The 19,920-nt window shown below is 71.2% G+C and carries 17 protein-coding genes; 14 read left to right on the top strand and 3 right to left on the bottom strand.

Going from position 1 to position 19,920, the window contains the following annotated elements; genetic code table 11:
• Nucleotides 1–203: 203 nt before the first annotated feature.
• Nucleotides 204–1,775, top strand: coding sequence for a N,N-dimethylformamidase beta subunit family domain-containing protein (locus VGZ32_RS17640; protein ID WP_326887164.1), 1,572 nt, complete (start codon nucleotides 204–206; stop codon nucleotides 1,773–1,775).
• Here the strand turns inward: VGZ32_RS17640 and VGZ32_RS17635 are convergent.
• Complete coding sequence (locus tag VGZ32_RS17635; RefSeq protein WP_326887163.1) at nucleotides 1,747–2,571, bottom strand: hypothetical protein; 825 nt, start codon at nucleotides 2,569–2,571, stop codon at nucleotides 1,747–1,749. The two genes, VGZ32_RS17640 and VGZ32_RS17635, sit on opposite strands and share 29 nt — an antisense overlap.
• A gap of 108 nt (nucleotides 2,572–2,679) precedes the next feature.
• Here VGZ32_RS17635 and VGZ32_RS17630 point away from each other — a divergent pair, with 108 nt between their 5' ends.
• Genes VGZ32_RS17630 through VGZ32_RS17620 form a run of 3 tightly spaced genes read left to right on the top strand, consistent with a single transcriptional unit; the run spans nucleotide 2,680 to nucleotide 6,816 of the window.
• Entirely contained in the window at nucleotides 2,680–3,978 is a 1,299-nt protein-coding gene (locus tag VGZ32_RS17630) for a hypothetical protein (RefSeq protein ID WP_326887162.1), read from the top strand.
• A gap of 16 nt (nucleotides 3,979–3,994) precedes the next feature.
• Nucleotides 3,995–5,203 carry a glycosyltransferase gene (locus tag VGZ32_RS17625; RefSeq protein WP_326887161.1) on the top strand — a complete coding sequence of 403 codons (1,209 nt, stop codon included), beginning with the start codon at nucleotides 3,995–3,997 and terminating at the stop codon, nucleotides 5,201–5,203.
• Between the two features lie 41 nt (nucleotides 5,204–5,244).
• The gene (locus VGZ32_RS17620; RefSeq protein ID WP_326887160.1) at nucleotides 5,245–6,816 is read left to right on the top strand and encodes a glycosyltransferase family 4 protein; all 1,572 of its coding nucleotides are present in this window, start codon (nucleotides 5,245–5,247) and stop codon (nucleotides 6,814–6,816) included.
• Here the strand turns inward: VGZ32_RS17620 and wecB are convergent.
• On the bottom strand, nucleotides 6,788–7,861 hold the full coding sequence (gene wecB / locus VGZ32_RS17615) for a non-hydrolyzing UDP-N-acetylglucosamine 2-epimerase (RefSeq protein WP_326887159.1): 1,074 nt from the start codon (nucleotides 7,859–7,861) through the stop codon (nucleotides 6,788–6,790). The genes VGZ32_RS17620 and wecB overlap by 29 nt on opposite strands.
• A gap of 252 nt (nucleotides 7,862–8,113) precedes the next feature.
• Between wecB and VGZ32_RS17610 the strand changes: the two genes are divergently transcribed.
• From VGZ32_RS17610 to VGZ32_RS17565, 10 genes are all read left to right on the top strand, one after another.
• Nucleotides 8,114–9,442: a glycosyltransferase gene (locus VGZ32_RS17610; RefSeq protein WP_326887158.1), complete on the top strand. Its 1,329-nt coding sequence runs from the start codon at nucleotides 8,114–8,116 to the stop codon at nucleotides 9,440–9,442.
• A 3-nt stretch (nucleotides 9,443–9,445) separates the two neighbouring features.
• Entirely contained in the window at nucleotides 9,446–10,711 is a 1,266-nt protein-coding gene (locus tag VGZ32_RS17605; protein ID WP_326887157.1) for a glycosyltransferase, read from the top strand.
• A complete protein-coding gene (locus tag VGZ32_RS17600; RefSeq protein WP_326887156.1) occupies nucleotides 10,708–11,271 on the top strand; it encodes a hypothetical protein in 564 nt (187 codons plus the stop codon). Before VGZ32_RS17605 ends, VGZ32_RS17600 begins: the two co-directional genes overlap by 4 nt.
• A complete protein-coding gene (locus tag VGZ32_RS17595; RefSeq protein WP_326887154.1) occupies nucleotides 11,264–12,142 on the top strand; it encodes an ABC transporter permease in 879 nt (292 codons plus the stop codon). Before VGZ32_RS17600 ends, VGZ32_RS17595 begins: the two co-directional genes overlap by 8 nt.
• The gene (locus VGZ32_RS17590; RefSeq protein ID WP_326887153.1) at nucleotides 12,120–13,139 is read left to right on the top strand and encodes an ABC transporter ATP-binding protein; all 1,020 of its coding nucleotides are present in this window, start codon (nucleotides 12,120–12,122) and stop codon (nucleotides 13,137–13,139) included. The genes VGZ32_RS17595 and VGZ32_RS17590 overlap by 23 nt, the downstream gene beginning before the upstream one ends.
• A gap of 1 nt (nucleotide 13,140) precedes the next feature.
• Nucleotides 13,141–14,283, top strand: a complete 1,143-nt coding sequence (locus VGZ32_RS17585; protein ID WP_326887152.1) for a glycosyltransferase — start codon at nucleotides 13,141–13,143, stop codon at nucleotides 14,281–14,283.
• Nucleotides 14,284–14,389: 106 nt separating this feature from the next.
• Complete coding sequence (locus tag VGZ32_RS17580) at nucleotides 14,390–14,980, top strand: acyltransferase (RefSeq protein ID WP_349263641.1); 591 nt, start codon at nucleotides 14,390–14,392, stop codon at nucleotides 14,978–14,980.
• Nucleotides 14,977–16,128 carry a DegT/DnrJ/EryC1/StrS family aminotransferase gene (locus VGZ32_RS17575; protein ID WP_326887150.1) on the top strand — a complete coding sequence of 384 codons (1,152 nt, stop codon included), beginning with the start codon at nucleotides 14,977–14,979 and terminating at the stop codon, nucleotides 16,126–16,128. Before VGZ32_RS17580 ends, VGZ32_RS17575 begins: the two co-directional genes overlap by 4 nt.
• Nucleotides 16,125–17,129, top strand: coding sequence for a Gfo/Idh/MocA family oxidoreductase (locus VGZ32_RS17570; protein ID WP_326887149.1), 1,005 nt, complete (start codon nucleotides 16,125–16,127; stop codon nucleotides 17,127–17,129). The genes VGZ32_RS17575 and VGZ32_RS17570 overlap by 4 nt, the downstream gene beginning before the upstream one ends.
• A 62-nt stretch (nucleotides 17,130–17,191) precedes the next feature.
• On the top strand, nucleotides 17,192–18,490 hold the full coding sequence (locus VGZ32_RS17565; RefSeq protein WP_326887148.1) for a nucleotide sugar dehydrogenase: 1,299 nt from the start codon (nucleotides 17,192–17,194) through the stop codon (nucleotides 18,488–18,490).
• 18 nt (nucleotides 18,491–18,508) lie between these two features.
• Here the strand turns inward: VGZ32_RS17565 and VGZ32_RS17560 are convergent, their stop codons facing one another.
• Nucleotides 18,509–19,753 carry a mannosyltransferase family protein gene (locus tag VGZ32_RS17560; RefSeq protein WP_326887147.1) on the bottom strand — a complete coding sequence of 415 codons (1,245 nt, stop codon included), beginning with the start codon at nucleotides 19,751–19,753 and terminating at the stop codon, nucleotides 18,509–18,511.
• Between the last annotated feature and the right edge of the window lie 167 nt (nucleotides 19,754–19,920).

Below are 19,920 nucleotides of genomic sequence, written 5' to 3'. Positions count from 1 at the left end.
CGCCGCGTCAAACCGGTGGCCGTACCGAACACCCGACCGATCCTCCACCCCTTTTTTCGCGCCACGATAAACTCTCCGAGCTGCATTGTGAGCTGCACTGTTACCCGATAAGTACATTCGTCGCCGTGAATTAAGACGCCGTACACCTAGACGGTTCATGAGAGTCATCATCATGAAGGCGCCGCTGCTTAGGATCTTCGACCATGCCTGAAATCTCCCGACGATCCGTACTGGCAGTGCTCGGCGTGGGGGCGCTGGCCGCCGGCGCGACCTCCGCCGTCCAGGCGGCGACCGGCAAGTCCGCCGGCACGACGCCGGCGCCGGGTCCCGACAACCCGATCCGGGCGGAGAATCGGCAGCCGGGCAGCCGGGACTGGCGGATCGGCGCGGGCGGGACCGTCGCGGCGGACGACCTCGGCCGCCAGATCAAGGGCTACACCTCGGCGACCAGCGTGGATCTGGGCGGGTCGATCGACTTCCACGTCTCGACCGAGCCGGCCCACGCGTTCACGATCGACATCTACCGGATGGGCGACTACGGCGGGCTCGGCGCCCGGCGGATGACCGGCAGCCCCAGCCTGCCGGGCCGGGCGAAGGCGGAACCCGTCACCGATCCGAAGACCGGGATGATCAGCTGCGACTGGTCCGCCGACTGGACCATCGAGGTGCCGCGCACCTGGACCTCAGGGTCCTACCTCGCCGCCTTCACCTCGGAGACCGGACACCGCAGCGTCCACCCGTTCGTCGTGCGGGACGACGCGCGGCGCGCGGACTTCCTGGTGGTGCTGCCCTTCACGACGTATCAGGCGTACAACCAGTGGCCGCTGGACGGGAAGGTCGGCAAGAGCCTCTACTACGGCTACGGCCACGACGGGAATCCGGACGCGGCCGGGAGCGAGGCCGGGTCGGTGCGCACGGATGTGCACGGGGCGCCGATCGCCTACGGCACGCGGGCGAAGAAGGTCAGCTTCGCGCGGCCCTACTCGGGCGCGGGTCTGCCGCAGCGCGCGGACCTGGATTACGAGTTCCTGCAATGGGCCGAGCGCAGCGGCTACGACCTCGGCTACGCCACGAGCGTCGACCTGCACGAAGGCCGAGTCGACCCGTCGCAGTACTCGGCGATGGTCTTCTCCGGCCACGACGAGTACTGGTCGAAGACGATGCGGGACACCGTGGCCACGGCCCTGGACAACGGCACGCACCTGGCTTTCATCGCCGCCAACAACGTGTACTGGCACGTGCGCTTCGAAGCGGACCCGCAGGGCCGCGGCCAGGTGATGGCCTGCTGGAAGAGCGACCCGGACCCCGACGCCGACGCGAGCGGCCCCACGTGCCTGTGGCGCACCGTGGACCCGCATGGCAAGCAGGCGGAGCAGGGGCTGATCGGCGTGCAGTACAACGGGATCCCCAAGGCCGAGGTGCCGCTCGCGGTGAGCAGCCCGGACCACTGGTTCTGGGCCGGCACGGGCGTGAAGGACGGGGAGACCATCCCGGGGATCGTCGGCGGCGAGGCGGACGGTTTCGACGCGGGCGCGCCGAAGCCGGACAGCACTCAGCACACGATGTTGTCCGCCTCGCACTTCATGGCGCTCGGCGGCTCCGACTGGCCGCGGATCCAGCACACCAGCCTGTACGAGACCGCACGCGGCGCCGTGGTCTTCGACGCCGCGACGTTCAACTGGTCGTTCGGGCTGAACCGGCCGGGCTACATCGATTCGCGGATCCAGAGGGCGACCGAGAACCTGTTCAACCGGCTGCGGCAGCGGGTGGCGTGACCGGTCCCGGCTCGGAACCGGGATCGGGCCGCCGCTCCCGGCCGGGCTCGGCAGACCCGCCCGAGTCCAGCAGCGCGGGCACGGCGACGGCCGCCGCGAGAACCAGAACCTTGACGGCGTCGGGACCGGGCAGCGGTACCATCAGGATGATCGCGAGCAGCGCCGCGTAGAGCACCGCCGCACGGACGGCCAGCGCGCGGTGCTCGGCGAGCCCGACCACGAGCAGCACCGCCGCGAAGGACAGCCAGGGCGAGCACAAGTCCGACGCGCGCAGGACGGCCGGGCCGAGCGTGGACGAGTTCCAGTCCGTATACAGCCCGGCGCCCAGAGTCAGCGATCCGGCGACCCCCTCGGTGGCCCACGCGGCGATCAGGGTTTTGATCCAGAGCCGGCGGCGGCTGTCGGCGCGGTCGAGCCCGGCGCGCTTGACCCGCCACCGGATCCACAGCGCGATCAGGAGCCAGGACAACCAGAGCGCCACGTACGAGACCACCCAGGCGACCCGGCCCGCCACACCGCCTTGGAACGCCCAGTCGTTGTGCCCGATGTCGTGCGCGGCCTGAGCCAGGACGTACACCGGGGACGAGTGCGCGCTGGCGCCGCTTCCGGCCGGCCCGACCGCGGCGGTGGCGACCGGAGCCACCGCGAGCGTGGCGGCCGCCGTCAGGGCGAGCACCGCGCGGCTGAATCGCGGACCGGATTCGCCCGGCGCCGTTTCATCGGGTGGTGTTTCGATCTGAGGCGGCGTTTCCATCCGGCGGGGCGGCGTTTCGGCGGAGGGTGTTTCGGTAGGCATGGTGGAGGGCACGTTACGCTCTTAAAAAGAACGACCACGTACCTTTCGGTCACCGGCCGGACATCTCTTCATCACCCACGGTTGGCCGTCGGTCGCTAGCGTCCGCGGGTGGCCACAGTCGACAACGCGCGATCCGGGACGCCGAGCCGCTGGAGCGGCTGGGCCGGGGGTTCGGACCTGCGCAACCGGATCATCGTCGGCGCCCTGCTCATCGCCGCCGTGTTCACGGTGATCCAGGCGGTCGACTACCGCCAGGATGTTCCCTCGAACGACACGTATCAGTACGCGCGCCAGACCCTGCGCGTCCTCGGCGACAGCCAGGCGCAGGCGGTGCACGGCGCGGTGGTGATGTTCTGCCAGGACAGCGGGCAGTCGGCGGCGCGCAGCGCGACGCTGGACTACGGCGCCGGGACGACCGCGTCGGCCTACTCGTCCGGATTCGCCCACTGCCTCCAGACCTATCGAAACGGTCTGACTCCGAGCTCGCCCCGGTACATCGCGATCTTCACCTCGCGCCCCGGCTATCCGGTGCTGGCCGCGCCGTTCGCCGCCGCCTTTGGCCTGCGGTTCGGCTTGTGGATCACGGCGATGCTGTGCACGCTGCTGGGGAGCTTCCTGGTCATCATGCTGCTGCGCGCCGTCGGGTGCACGGTGCCGGTCGCCCTCGGCGGCCAGGCGCTGTACCTCGCGGCGCCGACCGGCTACTGGGGCAGCAGGATGCTGACCGACGGCCCGTCGCTCGCGACGACGCTGCTGGTGCTGCTCGGCGCCTGGTACCTGGTCCAGCAGAGGCACCGGCTCGGTTCGACCGTCCTGGCCGCGGGATTCGTCACCGGGTTCCTGATCCGGTACTCCTCCGAGCAACTGGTAGCGCTCTTCGTCGCGCTCGGCGCACTCATCTGCCTGAAGTGGGTCCGCGACTCCCGCAACCGGGGAATGGTGCTTCTCGCGGCGATCAGCGGCGGCGCGTTCGTGCTCTCCGAGATCGCCAGCACGGCGCTGGGCTGGCCGGGCCTCTCGGAGTCGTTGCAGGACACGTTCACCCGGCATTTCATCCGGCCGGACGTGTCGAACCCGGCCGGCCGGCTGGTCGGCCTCGATCTGCGGTTCTGGGGCTACTTCCCGGTTTCCGAGCCGACCGCGCTGCTGGTGGGCGCGGCCCTGATCGCGGTGGCGATCGTGCTGGTGCGTCGCGACCCGGTGTACGGGGTGCTGGTGATCGCGGTCTCGTTCACCGGAATCGCCGCGGTGGCCGCGCACCCGCTGGTCTCGCAGGCGGACCGGTTGATGGTGCCGGTCTGGCTGTTGCTGGTGCTGGGACTGCCGCGGCTGATCCCGCCCCGCCGGCAGACGCCTGTCGCGCCGGTTCGCGAGCACGAGCCCGCATATACCGCGGGCCCTGCGTAAGGAGTCGACGACGGCTATGGACGTGCTGATGCTGGTCCAGTCGGACGTGGCGCACGATGCCCGGGTACTGCGCGAGGCGCAGGCGCTGGCGGAGCAGGGGCATGCGATCCACATCGTCGGCAAGGACATTCCAGAGGGGTGGACGCCGCCGGCCGGCGTGACCGTGCAGTCTGCGTCTGGGGGAAGCGGTTTCAAGCCCTCTGGCGGCGGTGGGGGCGGCGGCGCGGGGCGTTCCAGCCTCAAGAGCAGGGTGCGCACGGCGGCGCGGTGGGCGCTGCTGCCCCAGCACCGGCAGCGGGTATGGCGGACGTGGAATGAGCGAGCTCGGGCGGCGGTCTCCGGGCGGCGCTTCGACGTCGTCCACGCACACGACTTCAATGTCCTGCGCCTGGCCGCCGATCTGGCCGACGGCTCGAGGGCGCGGCTGGTCTACGACTCGCACGAATGGTGGTCCGGACGAGAGCGGCACGGCCGCCCGACACCGCTGGAGCGCGCCCGCGAGAAGCGGATCGAGCGGCGGATCGTGGCCCGCGCGGACGCGGTGCTGACCGTGAGCCCGGGGATCGCCGATCTGCTCGGGCGGTGGCGCGGCGGACCGGTCACCGTGGTGCGCAACTCCTTCCCCAGCCAGAAGATCCCGGCCGGCGAGCCTGGACGGCCGAGCCGGCCGCGCGGCGTGGTTTACGCCGGGCGCATCGGGGCGGCCCGCGACATCGAGACGCTGCTCGAGGCCGCGTCGGCGCTCCAGCTCGACACGGTCCTCATGGGGAAGGCGGACCGCGAGTTCCTGCCGAAGCTGCGAGTCGCGCAGGGCACGGTCCGGATCGAGCCGGCGCGGCCGGTGGACGAAGTCGACGAAGTGCTGCGCCGCGTCGGCATCTCCGTCGTCACGCTCACGGACACCTGCGAGAATCACCGGCTCGCCTTGCCGAACAAGGTCTTCCACGCCGTGCGCGCGGGCGTCCCGGTCGTCGCCGCGGACCTCCCCGAGTTGCGCCGCCTGGTGACTTCCTACGGCATCGGGGCGCTGTATCGCCCCGGCGACGCCGAGTCGATGCGGGCCGCGCTGCGTCAGGTGACCGAGGATTACACTGGGTATTGCGACAGGGTGGCCCAGGCACGCGGCGAACTGAGCTGGGACCACGACGCGAAGGCGCTGGTCGGGGTGTACGAGTCGCTGGCCGGCGCCGCGGGCGAACCGGCGGTATCGGCAGGAGTGCGGTGACTGATTCCGCAGTAGCTGCTTCAACTGCGGCTACTTCGAGCGTGGCTGCTTCAACCGCAGCTGCGACTGCGGCGCGGCCGCGTGTCGTCATGCTGGTCGCCAACGGGGTGGCCGGGGATTCGCGGGTCCAGAAGATCGCCTGGTCCATGGCGGCGGCCGGGTGGGCGGTGACTCTGGTCGGGCGGGCGACCGGCGGTGAGGTCGAGCGCTACCGGCTCGGGGCCGCCGACGTCGTGCTCGTGCCGGTCGCGACGACCGTGTCAGGGTACGAGCGGGTCCGGCTGCGCGGCGGCCGGCGGGCGGCAGAGCTGCGTCCCGCGTACCGCGACGCGCGAGCCGAACTGGCCGCGCGCGACGCCGCGGCCAGCGGGCGCCTGCGGTCGAAGGCATCCGCCACGATCCGCGCCGGGCTCGCCGCGCACCCCCGGGCGGACGGAGTCGTCGAGCGCGCGGCCCGGGGCCCGGTCGGCGGCGGCGCCCGGAAGCTCGTCGGCACCGCGCTCGGCCTGGCCGACCGATACGGCGGCTGGCGCTGGTTCAACCCGTGGTTCGGCGACCTCGAACTCGCCCTCGCCCCGGTGGTGCGCGACCTCGATCCGGACCTCATCCACGCGCACGACTTCCACATGGTCGGCATCGGGGCGCGGCTGGCCGCCACGCTGAGCACCCCGACGCGCCGGGTGCGGTGGATCTACGACGCCCACGAGTACCTGCGCGGCATCGAGGTGCCCTCGACCACCGATGTCAGGGCATGGATGCGGCGGCGGATGCTCGTCGGCGTCGAGCGCGAATACATCCGCCGCGCCGACGCGGTCGTCACCGTGTCGAAGGGCATCGCCGCCAAGCTGGCCGAAGACCACCACCTCGCCGTCCGTCCGTTCGTGATCCTCAACGCACCGGTGATCGCCGATCAGGCAGCGCGGTCCGAGACGGCGCAGTCCGCGCGCAGCCTCCGCGAGGACTGCGGCGTCGGCCCCGCCGTCCCGCTGCTGCTCTACAGCGGCGGAATGTCACCGCGGCGCGGCGTCGTCACCGCGGTCGAGGCGCTCGCCGGTCTCCCCGACGCTCATCTGGCGCTGATCGCGCGCGAGGAGGATCCGGACCTCTCGAAGCTGACCCGGCGCGCGGTCGAGCTCGGCGTCACGGGCCGGCTGCACGTCCTGCCCTATGTCCCGGTCGACCAGGTCGTGCCCTATATCAGCAGTGCGACGGTCGGCCTCATCCCGATCCTGCACCTGCCCAACCACGAACTCTCGCTGATCACCAAGTACTTCGAGTACTTGCACGCCGCGCTGCCGATCGTGACCAGCGACGTGCGCGAGATGGCGGCGCACACGCGCAAGCTCGGCGTCGGCGAGGTGTTCACCGCGGGCGACGCCGACTCGCTCGTCACCGCCGTGCGCCTGGTTCTCGCGGACCTCGGGCGCTACCGGGCCGTGTACGAGGGGCCGGACGACCCGCGCGCGGACTCGTCGTGGGCAGGGCAGGCGAGCCGGCTCGACGCGCTCTACTCCGAGGTGCTCGGCGCGCGGCCCGGACCCTCACGCCCGGCCGGAGACCTGGAACTGGTCCCGGTGCCGCCGATCAGCGAGCCGCTCGTTCGAGTTCCTTGACCACCCGCTCCGCCGCGCGGCCGTCGCCGAAGGGCGCACCGGGCGGCATGGCGGGAGCGGGACGGGTCGCGGCACGTGCGAATGCCGGGTCGCCGACCTCGGCCAGCATGTTCCACCCGTCGGCGAGCGTCTCAGGCCACTCCGTCTCGGTCCGCACCGTCGTGCACGGCCGGCCGAGCAGGTAAGCCTCCTTCTGCAGACCGCCGGAATCCGTGACGACGCCTGCGGATCCGCTGACCGCGGCGACCATCTGGGCGTAGGGCAGCGGCGATCCGGGGCTGATCGCGCCGGTCGCGAGTTCGACGCCGAATTCCTCGGCGCGGGCCCGCAGCCTCGGATGCGCGAGCAGGGCCACCGGCACGGGCAGCGCGGCCAACGCGGCCACCACCGCGGCGAGCCGCTCGGGTTCGTCGGTGTTCTCGGCCCGATGGATGGTGGCCACCAGGTACGGCGCGTGCGGATCGATCCCCGGGGCAGGCGGCTCGACGGCGTCGAACGCGAGGGCGAGTTCGCGGGCCCGCAGGCACGCGTCCACCATGACGTCGCCGACCAGGACCGTGCGCTCCCCGAGCCCTTCGCGTTCGAGGTTCGTCACCGCCTGAGGCGTCGGGGCGAGCAGCAGGTCCGCGGTGTGGTCGGTCAGCACCCTGTTGTGCTCCTCGGGCATCCGCCGGTTGAAGGAGCGCAGGCCCGCCTCGAGATGGGCGATCGGGAGGTGCAGCTTCACCGCGCTCAGCGCACCGGCGATCGTCGAGTTCGTGTCGCCGTAGACCAGGACCCAGTCGGGGACGTACCTCGACAGCACGGGATCGAGCGCGCCGAGCATCGCGCCCGTCTGCACCCCGTGGCTGCCGGAGCCGATGCCGAGCCGCTCGTCCGGCTCGGGGATGCCGAGGCCGGTGAAGAAGACCTCGGACAGCTCCGGGTCGTAGTGCTGCCCGGTGTGCACGATCACGTGGTCGTGCCCGGCCGCCCCGACCGCCGCGGCGATCGGGGCGAGCTTGACGAACTGCGGCCGGGCGCCGACCACGCTCAAAATCCTCACCCGGGGATCATAGGCGGTCAGCGGGAAACGGGCTCTTCGGCGTTGGCCGGGGCGGGAAATCGTGGATCAATTCTCTGAATGACGCCGCACGTCTGACGATTGTTCATTTCCGGTTCATTTACCTCCGGCTCTCCGTGTCGACTCGTTGACGAGATGACAGTTTCGAATCCATTTCCGTCCACCTCCCGTTAAGACTTCACTTGAAAAGTTGCACCGTTCACCCCCCGCCCCGCCCCGCGACGCTCTGAGACGATGACATCCCGAACACGCACCGTGCGGTCACCCCGGATTCTCTATCTGGCCTTTTTCTTTCCGCCGAGCCGGTCCAGCGGGGTCTACCGGGCGCGGGCCACGGCCGAGCACCTCGCCGCGGCCGGATGGGACGTGACGGTCCACACGGCGCCGCGGGAGTTCTTCACCCGCTACATCGGCAGCGTCGACCCGTCGCTCGAACAGGGCGTGGACGAGCGGATCAAGGTGCGGCGCCCCGGCATGGGCTATTTCCGGTGGGAGCGGGACATCCGCCGGTACGGGCGGTTCCGCGCGAACATGCCGATCCTCGCCAACGCCGGCTACAACTGGACGCAGCGGCACTTCTTCCCGGAGCACTACGCCTCGTGGATTCCGCACGTCATCGCGCGTGCTCTGCGCGAGCACGCCCACAAGCGCTTCGACCTGGTGCTGGCCACCGGGAACCCGTTCGCCTCGTTCGCGGCCGCGTACTGGTTTCGCAAGCTCACCGGTGTGCCGTACGTGCTCGACTACCGCGATGCGTGGACGTTCAACCAGTTCACCGAGGAGCATAAGTACCCTGACGGGCACCCGGCGTGGGCGTGGGAGCGACGCACCTTGGAGCGCTCTGCGCTGACCGTGTTCGTGAACGAAGGTCTGCGCGGCTGGCACGCCGAGCGGTACCCGGCCGCAGCCGCACAGATGGACGTGGTCCCCAACGGCTGGGAGCCGGAGATCCTCGGCCGCGCCGCCTATCCGGGACCGGCCAGCGGTCGCCCGCTGCGCTTCGGCTACCTCGGCACGATCACCGAGGCGATGCCGCTGCGCGTGCTCTTCGACGCGTGGCGGATCGCCCGCGCGCACCCCGAACTGGCCGACGCGACGCTCGAGCTGTACGGCCACCTCGGCTTTTTCAAACAGTCTGCTGATCCGCTGCTCGACCAGATCCCGCTGCGCGAAGACCTCGGCGTGACCTATCACGGACCGCTCGCCAAGACCGACGTCGGACGGGCCTACCACAGCCTCGACGCGCTCGTTTTCTGCGTCCCCGGCGCGCGCTACGTCACCTCCGGCAAGGTCTTCGAGTACATGGCGACGGGAAAGCCGATCGTGTCCGTGCATTCCCCCGACATCGCCGCGGTCGACGTGCTGACAGGGCATCCGCTGTGGTTCGGCGTCGACCGGCTGGACGCGCAGACGGTGGCGAACTCGATGGTGGCGGCCGGGAAGGCGGCACGCGACCTGGCCGAGCCGGACTTCGCGGCGGCGCTCGCGCATGCCGAGCGCTACACCCGCGAGAACACGCTCGCGCCGTTCGAGGCGCGGCTGCGCGCGCTGGCGGGGCGGTGACCGATGCCTGATCAGAGCGCTGAGCCGCTGGCCCGGCTCGCCGTCACCACGCCGTGGCACCCGACCCTCCAGCGCCCGTTCGCCGGATCGTTCGTGCAGGCCACGACGGCGGCCGTGCGCGGCCTCTTCGACCGGGTGGACCTCTACAACACCGAGGACTGGACCGGCCCGGCCGACCCGGTGCAGGCGCAGCTGGTCGGCAAGGCGTACGCGGCGCTGACCTCCGGGCCGAGTCGCCGGATCGACTTCACCGCCCGGTGGACCGACGAAGGGTACTGGGTCACCGACATCCCGACGCCGGTGACGCCGAAGCGGGACTACGCGACATGGGCGCACAGTCACGAGTCCGCGCTCGCGCCGGTACTGCCGGGCGGCAGGTTCGAGGCAGACATCGTGCACGGGCACGTCGGCATCTACGGGGGCTGGCTCGCCCACCGGTTCGCCCGCCCGGACGCCCGGATCGTGGTGACCGAGCACGCCTCGTTCCTCGGCCGGATCCTCGGCCAGCCGCGCTCCCGCGCCCTGTACGCCGAGGTGATGGACCGGGCTGACGCAGTGCTCTGCGTCAGCGAGAAGCTGCGGCGGGAGCTCGCCGGGGAGTTCCCCGGCCACACCGGCAAGATCCACGTCGTGCCTAACGCCGTGGACATCGAGGCGATGCCGGTGCGCCCGAAGCCCGTCACCGAGCTGCACAAGTGGATCTACGTCGGCAAGGTCGCGGCGGCCAAGGGCGTCCCCGAGCTGGTCGAGGCGTTCGGCGTGGCGGCGAAGGACGAGCCCGCGCTGCGGCTGACCATCCTCGGCTCCGGGCCGCTCGTCGATCCGCTGCGCGCCCGTACCGCGGAGCTGGGCGTCGCCGACCGGGTCGTCTTCCACGACGCGGTCCCGCCGCAGCGCGTCTTCGAGTTCTTGCACGCGCACGATCTGCTGGTGCACCCGAGCAAGTCCGAGACCTTCGGGATGACCACCGTTGAGGCGGTCGGCTCCGGCATGCCGGTGCTGGTGACCCGGTGCGGCGGTCCCGAGGAGACGCTGGGCGGCCTGGACGGGGTGGCCGGCCTGCTGATCGACGTCAGCGACGATCCGGACGTGATCGTGGACGGATTCCGGCGGCTCGCGCAGCAGATGGCGGGGCTCGATCCGGACCGGGCCCGCGCCGAGCTGATCGGCCGCTACGGGGCGCGGGCGGTCGCGCAGCGGCTGGCCGGGATCTACGGGGTCGGCGACAGCGCCGAGAGGAACTGGGCACCGGCGAGGGAGCAGGCATGAGCGTGCTGTTGTTGGCGATCGGGACCACGCGGGCCAGGGCGGTGTGCGGCTCGGCGGACTTCCTGCTGGCGCGGGGCGTGGACGTGGGCCTGGTCGCCGTGGACGCGGAGTCGTGGCAGCGGGAGGGCCTCGACCGGCGCGTCACGCTCTACACGCTCCAGGCGGGCGAGGAGCGTCACCCGCTGAACCGGTTGGGCCGCGTAGTACGGGGCGTGTCCGCCGCGGCCTACAACAAGGTGTTCAGCAAGTTGTACCGGCTGCTGCGGCCGTACGTGATGTGGCGGGTCACCCGGGCGCAGGTGGTCCGGCAGGTGGACTGGTCCGCCGTGGAACAGCTGGTGATCTGCGACTCCCACGCCATCCCGATCGGCTGGCACCTGGCCAAGCGCCACCCGGGGCTGACGGTGGGCTTCGAGTTGGACCGCACCCCTTACGCCGACCGCGAGCCGGTCGCCACCCCCACTGCCACCACGGCCATGGATTCCACCCCCGCCACGGCCCCCACCCCCGCGCCCGCGCCCGCTTCACCCACCGCCACCGGAATCGACATCGATGCTTGATACGCAATCCCCGCCCCGGGCCGTCGCCGCGGACGGCCCGCTGGAGCACCATGTGTTCCGGTCCCGCCGCTCCGGAGTGCCGCGCCTGCGCACGTACCTGCCGGAGCTGTGGGCCCGCCGCGAATTCGTCTACGAACTCGCCCGGTGCACCCTGCGCGCGCAGAACTACCTCAATGCGTTCGGGCAGCTCTGGCTGGTCCTGAACCCGCTGCTGCTCGGCCTCGTCTACTACCTGCTCGTCGACATCCTCCGGAACGGCAGCCACGCGCGGAACTTCTTCACGATGCTGCTGGCCGGGTTGTTCCTCTACAACTTCTTCTCCGGCATCCTGAGCCAGTCGGCCGGCTCGATCATCGGCAGCAGCCGGCTGATCCTCAACAGCCGGCTGCCCCGCCTGGTGCTGCCGATCACCCAGATCGTCATCGCCTTCATGCGGTTCCTCCCGAGCATGATCGTGCTCCTCGCGGTGCACACCATCCAGCGGCTGTCCTGGGGTTTCGACGCCTTCTGGGCGCTGCCCGCCTTCATCGAGATGACCCTCTTCGGGGCCGGGCTCGGCTTCATGTGCGCGACCGCGCAGGTCTACTTCCGCGACTTCTCCAACTTCCTGCCTTACGTCACCCGGATCTGGCTGTTCCTGTCCCCGGTGCTGTTCGACCTGGGGAGCCTGGCCCCGAAGAGCCTGCGGGCGCACGCGATCGGCCTCAACCCGCTCTCACCGATCATCGGGACCTGGGACGACGCCCTCGTCTACAACACGACGCCGCCGCTCTCCTGGCTCGCGCAGGGCACCGCCTGGGCCCTTGTCGCCTTCGTCGCCGGCACCCTCATCTTCATCAGGAGGGAACGTGAGTTCTCTGTCCGCCTCTGAGCAGTCGCCGAAGCAGGAGCCGGCCGCCCCCGCCGCAGAGCCCGAAGTCACTGTGTCCGAAGCCGCTGTGTCCAAAGCCACCGAGCCCGAAGTCACCGGGCCCGCGCCGAAGCCCACGGTGTCCGTCTCGGAGCCGTCGAGCCCTGAGCCGCAGGATCCCGACTTCCGCTACGCGATCCGCGTCAAGGACGTGAAGGTCGACTACCGCACGATCATCGATCCGCGCGCGAACACGCTGCGCCACACGGTCACCCAGTTCGGCCGGAAGGGCCGCGGCGGCCGGTCGGTCAGGATGATCCACGCGGTGCGCGGGGTCTCCTTCGACGTCGAACACGGCTCGGTGCTCGGCATCATCGGCGCGAACGGGGCCGGCAAGTCGACCATCATGCGGGCGATCGCCGGGATCCTTCCGCCGAGCTCCGGCGAGGTCGTGGTCAACGGGCGCATCAGTACCCTGCTCGCGCTCGGCGTCGGGTTCAACGGGCAGCTGTCCGGCCGGGACAACGTGGTGCTCGGCGGCCTGGCCGCGGGGCTCAGCCGCCGCCAGGTGACCGAGCGCTTCGAGCAGATCGCCGCGTGGGCGGAGCTCGAGGAGTTCATCGACATGCCGATGAAGTCCTACTCCTCCGGCATGTACGGCCGCCTCGCCTTCGCCGTCTCCACCCACCTCGACCCGGACGTGTTGCTCATCGACGAGGCGCTGTCCACCGGCGACGCGCACTTCCGGCGCAAGTCCTACGACAAGATGCAGGAGCTGCTCGAGCAGGCCCGCACGATCGTCATCGTCAGCCACGGCATCGGCGCCATCAAGGAGATGTGCGACGACTGCATCTGGATGCACAAGGGCGAGGTCGTGCGGCGCGGCAAGCCGGACGACGTCGCCGCCGAGTACCTGGAGTTCCAGGGCGTCCCGCAGCCGGACCCGTCGAAGGAAGCCGACGAGATCGCGGACGACATGGCCGGCATGGACGACGCGATGGTGATGGAGGACGTCTGAGATGCCTCGCACCGAGATCGACGTCACGATCCTGAGCAGCGGCCACGACGTCGCCGACGCCCGCCTGCACCGGCACTGCGCCGCGCTGCGCCGGGCCGGGCTGCGGGTCGAGGTGATCGCGAAGGGGCGCGCGGACGACGCTCCCGCCGACACCGAGTTCCGGCCGACCCGGCCGCGCGGCATGACCGGGCGCGGGATGCAGGCGCTGCTGCTGCCGGGCAAGGCTCGCGGCCGGGTGATCGTCACCCTGGACCCGGACCTGATCCCGGCTGCCCGCCTGCATCGCACGCTCTCGCACGGCCGCCGTCTGGCGGTCGACATGCACGAGGATTACGTCGCGCTGTTGGACGACCGGGCGTGGGCCAAGGGCCCACGCGGCACGGTCGCCCGCGTCTGGGCCAAGACCGCGGTCTCGCTCAGCCGCCGCGCGGACCTGACCGTCGTCGCGGACCAGCACGTGCCGCCGGGTGAGGCCGCCCGGCGGCTCGTCGTGCGCAACCTGCCGGACCTGAGCCTGCTGCCCGAGCGCGGCGGCGAACCGGACAAACAGCCGCGCGCGCTCTATGTCGGCGACGTGCGGGAGAGCCGCGGGCTGTTCACCATGCTGCAGGCGCTGGAGCTGGCGCCGGACTGGGAGCTGGACGTGGTCGGCCCGGTCGCGCCGAAGGACCGGGAACCGCTGGCGGTGTGGACCACCGAGTCGCCCGCGGCGAAGCGGGTGCGCCTGCACGGCCGGATGCCTCCGGAGGCCGCGTGGCGACTGGCCCGGGGCGCGTGGGTCGGGATGTCGCTGCTGCACAGCACGCCCGCCTTCGAAAGCGCCATCCCGTCGAAGATCTACGAGTATCTGGCCTGCGGACTTCCAGTGCTGAGCAGCCCGATAAAGCGGGCCGCGGAGCTGGTGGAGAAGGCCGGGGCGGGCGCGGTCGTCGCCGACGCCGAGGAGGCCGCAGCGGCGCTGCGGGCCTGGTCCGGACCGGCGCGCGAAGAGTTCGAGCTGCTGCGCCAAGCCGCGGTGGACTGGGCGGACACGGACCTGGGCGCCACCAACCCGCACGACCTGCTCGCAGCCGCCGTCGCCGACCTGGTGATCCAGACGCGCCGCGGCCGCGCCCCGCTCGCCCTCCCGGCCGGAACCCGGTGAACCCGTGACAGCCGACGAGAACACCGCGGATGAGAACACTGCGAACGAGAACGCTGTGGACGAGAACACCGCCGCGCCGGGCACCGATCCCGCGCCGTTCCCCGGCATCCGGATCGCCGCCGGCGCGGACGTCGACGAGCGCGCGCGGATCGGCGCCGGGACCTCGATCTGGCACCTGGCGCAGGTCCGCGAGGAGGCGGTGCTCGGACGCGACTGCGTGATCGGGCGCGGCGCCTACGTCGGCCCCGGCGTGACGCTCGGCGACAACGTCAAGGTGCAGAACTACGGGCTCGTCTACGAACCGGCGCAGGTCGGCGACGGCGCCTTCATCGGTCCCGCCGTCGTGCTGACCAACGACCTGCGCCCGCGCTCGGTCGACCCGTCCGGCAAGCAGAAGCGGGGCGGCGACTGGCACGCGGTGGGCGTCGTCATCGGCGCGGGCGCGTCGATCGGGGCGCGCGCGGTGTGCGTCGCCCCGGTGCGCATCGGACGGTGGGCCATGGTCGGCGCGGGCGCCGTGGTGACCGAGGACGTACCCGACTTCGCGCTCGTCGTCGGGGTTCCGGCCCGGCGCATCGCGTGGGTCGGGCGGGCCGGCGAGCGACTCGTGCGCACCTCCACCGACCAGTGGCGGTGCCCGGCGACCGGCGAAATCTACCGGCAGGCCCAGGGCCGCATCGTGGAGGCGGACACGTGAGTACCGAATCAGTGAACGCACTGCCCTTCATCCCGCCGGCCAAGCCGGTGATCGGCGAGGAGGAGATCGAGGCCGCCGTGCGGGTCCTGCGCGGCGGCATGGTCGTGCAAGGGCCCGAAGTCGCCGCGTTCGAGGAGGAGTTCGGCGCGCTGGTCGCCGGGCGCCACTGCGTCGCGGTCAACTCTGGCACCTCGGCGCTGCTGCTGCCCCTCGTGGCTCTGGGCATCGGCGCCGGAGACGAGGTCATCGTGCCCTCGTTCACCTTCGCCGCCACCGCGAACGCCGTCCGGCTCACCGGCGCGACGCCGGTCTTCGCGGACGTCGACGCGCGGACCTTCTGCCTCGACCCCGCGTCGGTCGCGGCCCTCATCGGCCCGCGCACGGCCGCGATCATGCCAGTGCACTTGTACGGGCACCCGGCGGACATGGACGCGCTCGGCGAACTGGCCACCCGGTACAGCCTCGCGATGGTCGAGGACGCCGCTCAGGCACACGGCGCCGCGCTGAACGGAACCCCGGTGGGGGCGTTCTCCGAGGCGTCGGCCTTCAGCTTCTATCCGACGAAGAACATGCATTCGCTCGAGGGCGGCATGGTCGCGACCCCGGACGCCGAGCTGGCCCGGAAAGTCAGGCTGCTGCGGAACCAGGGGATGGAGCAGCGGTACGCGAACGAGGTTGTCGGCTACAACATGCGGATGACCGACGTGGCCGCGGCGATCGGGCGCGAGCAGCTGAAGAAGCTGCCCGGGTGGAACGAGCGCCGCCGGACCAACGCCGCGAAGCTCAACGCGGGCATCGACAGCGCCGGTCCGCACGCTGACGCCGCCTCATCGGGCGTGCGCACGCCCTCCGTCGCAGACGGGGCCACGCACGTCTACCACCAGTACACGGTGCGCGTGCCCGGCGGCCGACGAGACGCCCTGCAGGCGTTCCTCACCGCGCAGGGCATCGGCAGCGCCGTGTACTACCCGACTCCGGTACACCGTCTGCCGCCGTTCACGTCCTTCGCGGACGGCGCGGCGCTGCCCGAGACGAACACCGCGGCGGCCGAGGTCCTCTCCCTGCCCGTCCACCCCTCGCTGTCCGACGCGGACCTGGACCGCATCGCCGCGGCGGTCCGCTCCTTCGATTTCGGAGACCCGGTATGAACAAGCCCCCCCTGCGGGCCGGCCTGGTGGGCCTCGGGGCCATGGGCCGGCACCACGCGCGGGTCCTGCGCGCGCTCGACGGAGTGGACCTGGTGGCGGTCGCCGATCCGGGAGGCGACGCGTACGGCGCCCTCGGCGGCGAGACCCTGGTGTCCACGGTCGAGGAACTGCTCGCCCACAAGCTGGACTACGCCGTCGTGGCCTGCCCGACCGCGTACCACGAAGAGGCCGCCCTGGCCCTCGCCGAGGCGGGGGTCGCCGCGCTGATCGAGAAGCCGCTGGCGCACGACATCCCGGCCGCGCAGCGCGTCGTCGAGGCCTTCGAAAGCCGCGGCCTGGTCGCCGCGGTCGGCCACATCGAGCGGTACAACCCGGCGCTGCAGAGTATGCGCACCCGGCTGGAGGCGGGCGAGCTGGGCGACGTGTTCCAGGTCGCCACCCGCCGCCAGGGTCCGTTCCCGAACCGGATCGCGGACGTCGGCGTGGTCAAGGACCTGGCCACCCACGACCTGGACCTGACCGGCTTCGTCACCGGCGCGCAGTACCGCAGCGTGGCGGCCAGGACCGCGCACCGCAGCGGCCGCCCGCACGAGGACCTGGTGACCGTGCTCGGCGAGCTGGACTCCGGCGTCATCGCCAACCACCTGGTCAACTGGCTCTCGCCGCTCAAGGAACGCGTCTCGGTGGTGACCGGGGAGCGCGGCTGTTTCGTCGCCGACACCCTCACCGCCGACCTGACGTTCTTCGCCAACGGTTCGACCAGGACCGAGTGGGACGCGGTCTCCGCGTTCCGCGGCGTCTCGGAGGGCGACATGACCCGGTACGCGATCCCCAAGCGCGAGCCGCTGACCGTCGAACACGAAGTCTTCCGGGACGCCGTCGAGGGAAAGGCGGACGCCGGTATCGTGACCCTGCGCCAGGGCCTTCGCGCCGTCATCGTCGCGGAGGCCGTCCTCACCTCGGCCCGCACCGGGGCCACTGTCTCCGCCGGTTCCGAGTAAGGTCCGGCGCGCCGCGTCCCACCCGGGACACCCGCCCCTCCCCTCTCCCGATCGGAAGCACCGTGCGGATCTGCGTCTTCGCCCTCGGAAAGATCGGCCTCCCGCTCGCCGTACAGTTCGCGGGCCGGGGCCACCACGTCATCGGCGTCGACATCGCGCCCCGCGTCGTCGACCAGGTCAACTCGGGCGTCGCGCCCTTCCCCGGCGAGACAGGGCTCGACGACGCACTGAAGCAGGCGGTCGCCGACGGTCTGCTGACCGCCACCGCCGACGGAACGGCCGCGGTGGCCGAGGCGGAGGCCGTCGTGATCGTCGTCCCGCTGGTCGTGGACGGCGACGGGGTTCCGGACTTCGGCCCGCTCGACGCCGCGACCCGCGCGGTCGCCGCCGGGCTGCGCCCCGGGACGCTGGTGAGCTACGAGACCACGCTCCCGGTCGGCACCACTCGCGAGCGGTTCGCGCCGATGCTCGAGGCGGGCTCGGGGCTGACCGCCGGGCGCGACTTCGCCCTCGTCTTCAGCCCGGAGCGGGTCTCCTCCGGGCGCATATTCGCGGACCTACGCCGCTATCCGAAGCTGGTCGGCGGGATAGACGCGGCGTCCGGCGCCCGCGGGGTGGAGTTCTACGAGCAGGTGCTGGAGTTCGACCACCGCCGCGACCTGGCCCGGCCCAACGGGGTGTGGAACCTCGGCAGCGCCGAGGCGGCCGAGATGGCGAAGCTGGCCGAGACGACCTATCGCGACGTGAACATCGGGCTCGCCAACACCTTCGCGCGGTACGCGGACAAGATCGGCGTGGACATCGCGGCCGTCATCGAGGCCTGCAACAGCCAGCCGTTCAGCCACATCCACCAGCCCGGCATCGCGGTCGGCGGACACTGCATCCCGGTCTATCCGCGGATGTACCTGTGGAATGACCCTGACGCAGAGGTCGTGCGTGTGGCGCGGGCGGCCAACGCGGCGATGCCGGAGTACGCCGTCTCGCTGCTCGCTAAGGAGCACGCGGGACTGTCCGGCGCCCGCGTCGTAGTGCTCGGAATCGCGTACCGCGGCGGCGTGAAGGAGACCGCGTTCTCCGGCGTCTTTCCCACGGTCGAAGCCCTCAAGGCCCGCGGCGCCGTCGTCCTCGTCGCCGACCCGATGTACACCGACGAGGAGATCCGCACCCTCGGCTTCGAGCCCTACCAGGCCGGTTCGCCGGTGGACGCGGCGATCGTGCAGACCGACCACCGCGAGTACCGCAAGCTCACCCCGGATGATCTGCCGGGAATCAAGGTCCTCATCGACGGGCGCCGGATCACCGACCCGGACGCGTGGAAGGGTGTCCGGGTTCGGATGATCGGCGCGGGCGCTTCGGAGTGAATTGAGACCCGCCGGGCCCTAGCCAGCCCAGCGGTTAGTGAGGAACAGGAACGCGATGGTGAACATGATCGGCGCCGAGACGGCCAGGTAAGCCGACTTGATCCAGGGCCGCCTGACGCACCACACGCCGAGGGCGGCCCACATCGGCCACCAGGTGAGCATCTCGCGCGGGACGGAGAGGTAGACGTGCGAGGTGGCCAGGGTTCCGACCGAGAGCAGCACGTAGGCGAACTCCGCCCAACGCCGCTTGACGGCCAGCCAGACCACGACCGCGATGCCGATCGCGGTGACGACGATCTCCAGCTGGTATTCCCAGGCGGTCGCGGCGGGCAGGTAGCGGCCGAACGCGTAGTGCCAGGTGTTCGCGAAGGTGTGCCAGGGGTAGGAGAGGTGCCGGTTCCAGCCGACCTGCTCGGCGTGTTCCCACGCGTTCCAGCTGCCGGTCAGGGAATGCAGGTACGCCATGAAGGCGACCACGGGCACCAGCGGGATCGCCAGCGGCCATCCGCGCAGCCACTCGCGCACCCCGCGCGGGCGGCTCTGCAGGAACAACACCCCTACGCCGACCAGCACAAACAACCCGTTCACCTTGATCGCCGAGGCGCCGGCCAACAGCAACCCCGCCGCCAGCCAATTCCCACGGCGGGCAGCGAGCCAGGCGGTGAGCGTGAACGCGAGGAACGGCGCCTCGGTGTACCCGGCCGCCATGAAGACCGCCGCCGGAGCCACCACGAACAGCGTCACGCCGTCACGCACCGCCGTCCGCACACCGTCGCCGCCGAGCGACGCGGCCTCGATCGCGATGATCCGCGCCAGCGCGGCGACCGCGATACCGCCCGCGACGAACGAGACCATCAAGCCCGAGAAGACCCACGAACGCAAAAACAAATGGACGACGTAGAGGATCCCCGGGTAGCCCGGGAAGAACGCGATCGACGCGCCGTGCCGGGCCCGCAGCGAGTATCCGTTCGCGGCGATGCCGTAGTAGCGCAGCCAGTCCCAGCGCTGCCACACCGACGCCCAGCCGTGCGGAAACTTACTGATGTCGCCGAAGCCGGTCCAGACCACCGCCCAGGTGATCACGACCATGGTGACCCGGGAGAGCACCCAGATCTTCAGCGCGCTCGCCTCGAGGGCGCGGATGCCGAGCCGGGTCTTGACCGGATCCAGGGCCCGGCTCAGCCGGTTCAGCGTCGAGCTGCGCGGCAGGCTCTCGCCCGCCGGCGCCGATTCGGGTTCGAGCACTCGCACGTCGGATTCCACGGCGGCGAAGTTATGCCGCGCGGGTGTCCGCCAGACGACGCGCACGTGACCGGAACAGAAATGAAGCATCCCCGTTCCTGCTACAACCTGCCCCTCACCTGCATTCCGCACAGCGTTCAGGACGTGTCCCGATGACTGATCCCGCTCCCGAAACGAGCGAACCCGGC

Origin of the sequence: Actinocrinis sp., from assembly GCF_035938995.1 — a bacterium.
Classification (GTDB): Bacteria; Actinomycetota; Actinomycetes; order Streptomycetales; family Catenulisporaceae; genus DASZGI01.
The sequence above is the reverse complement of the archived record's forward strand: the minus strand, read 5'-3'. Positions and strand labels throughout refer to the sequence as shown.

Excerpts from the sequence above, each read along its gene's own strand:
- VGZ32_RS17640 (WP_326887164.1), top strand. The coding sequence starts at position 204 with ATGCCTGAAATCTCCCGACGATCCGTACTGGCAGTGCTCGGCGTGGGG.
- VGZ32_RS17635 (WP_326887163.1), bottom strand. The coding sequence starts at position 2,571 with ATGCCTACCGAAACACCCTCCGCCGAAACGCCGCCCCGCCGGATGGAA.
- VGZ32_RS17625 (WP_326887161.1), top strand. The coding sequence starts at position 3,995 with ATGGACGTGCTGATGCTGGTCCAGTCGGACGTGGCGCACGATGCCCGG.
- VGZ32_RS17610 (WP_326887158.1), top strand. The coding sequence starts at position 8,114 with ATGACATCCCGAACACGCACCGTGCGGTCACCCCGGATTCTCTATCTG.
- VGZ32_RS17605 (WP_326887157.1), top strand. The coding sequence starts at position 9,446 with ATGCCTGATCAGAGCGCTGAGCCGCTGGCCCGGCTCGCCGTCACCACG.
- VGZ32_RS17600 (WP_326887156.1), top strand. The coding sequence starts at position 10,708 with ATGAGCGTGCTGTTGTTGGCGATCGGGACCACGCGGGCCAGGGCGGTG.
- VGZ32_RS17595 (WP_326887154.1), top strand. The coding sequence starts at position 11,264 with ATGCTTGATACGCAATCCCCGCCCCGGGCCGTCGCCGCGGACGGCCCG.
- VGZ32_RS17585 (WP_326887152.1), top strand. The coding sequence starts at position 13,141 with ATGCCTCGCACCGAGATCGACGTCACGATCCTGAGCAGCGGCCACGAC.
- VGZ32_RS17570 (WP_326887149.1), top strand. The coding sequence starts at position 16,125 with ATGAACAAGCCCCCCCTGCGGGCCGGCCTGGTGGGCCTCGGGGCCATG.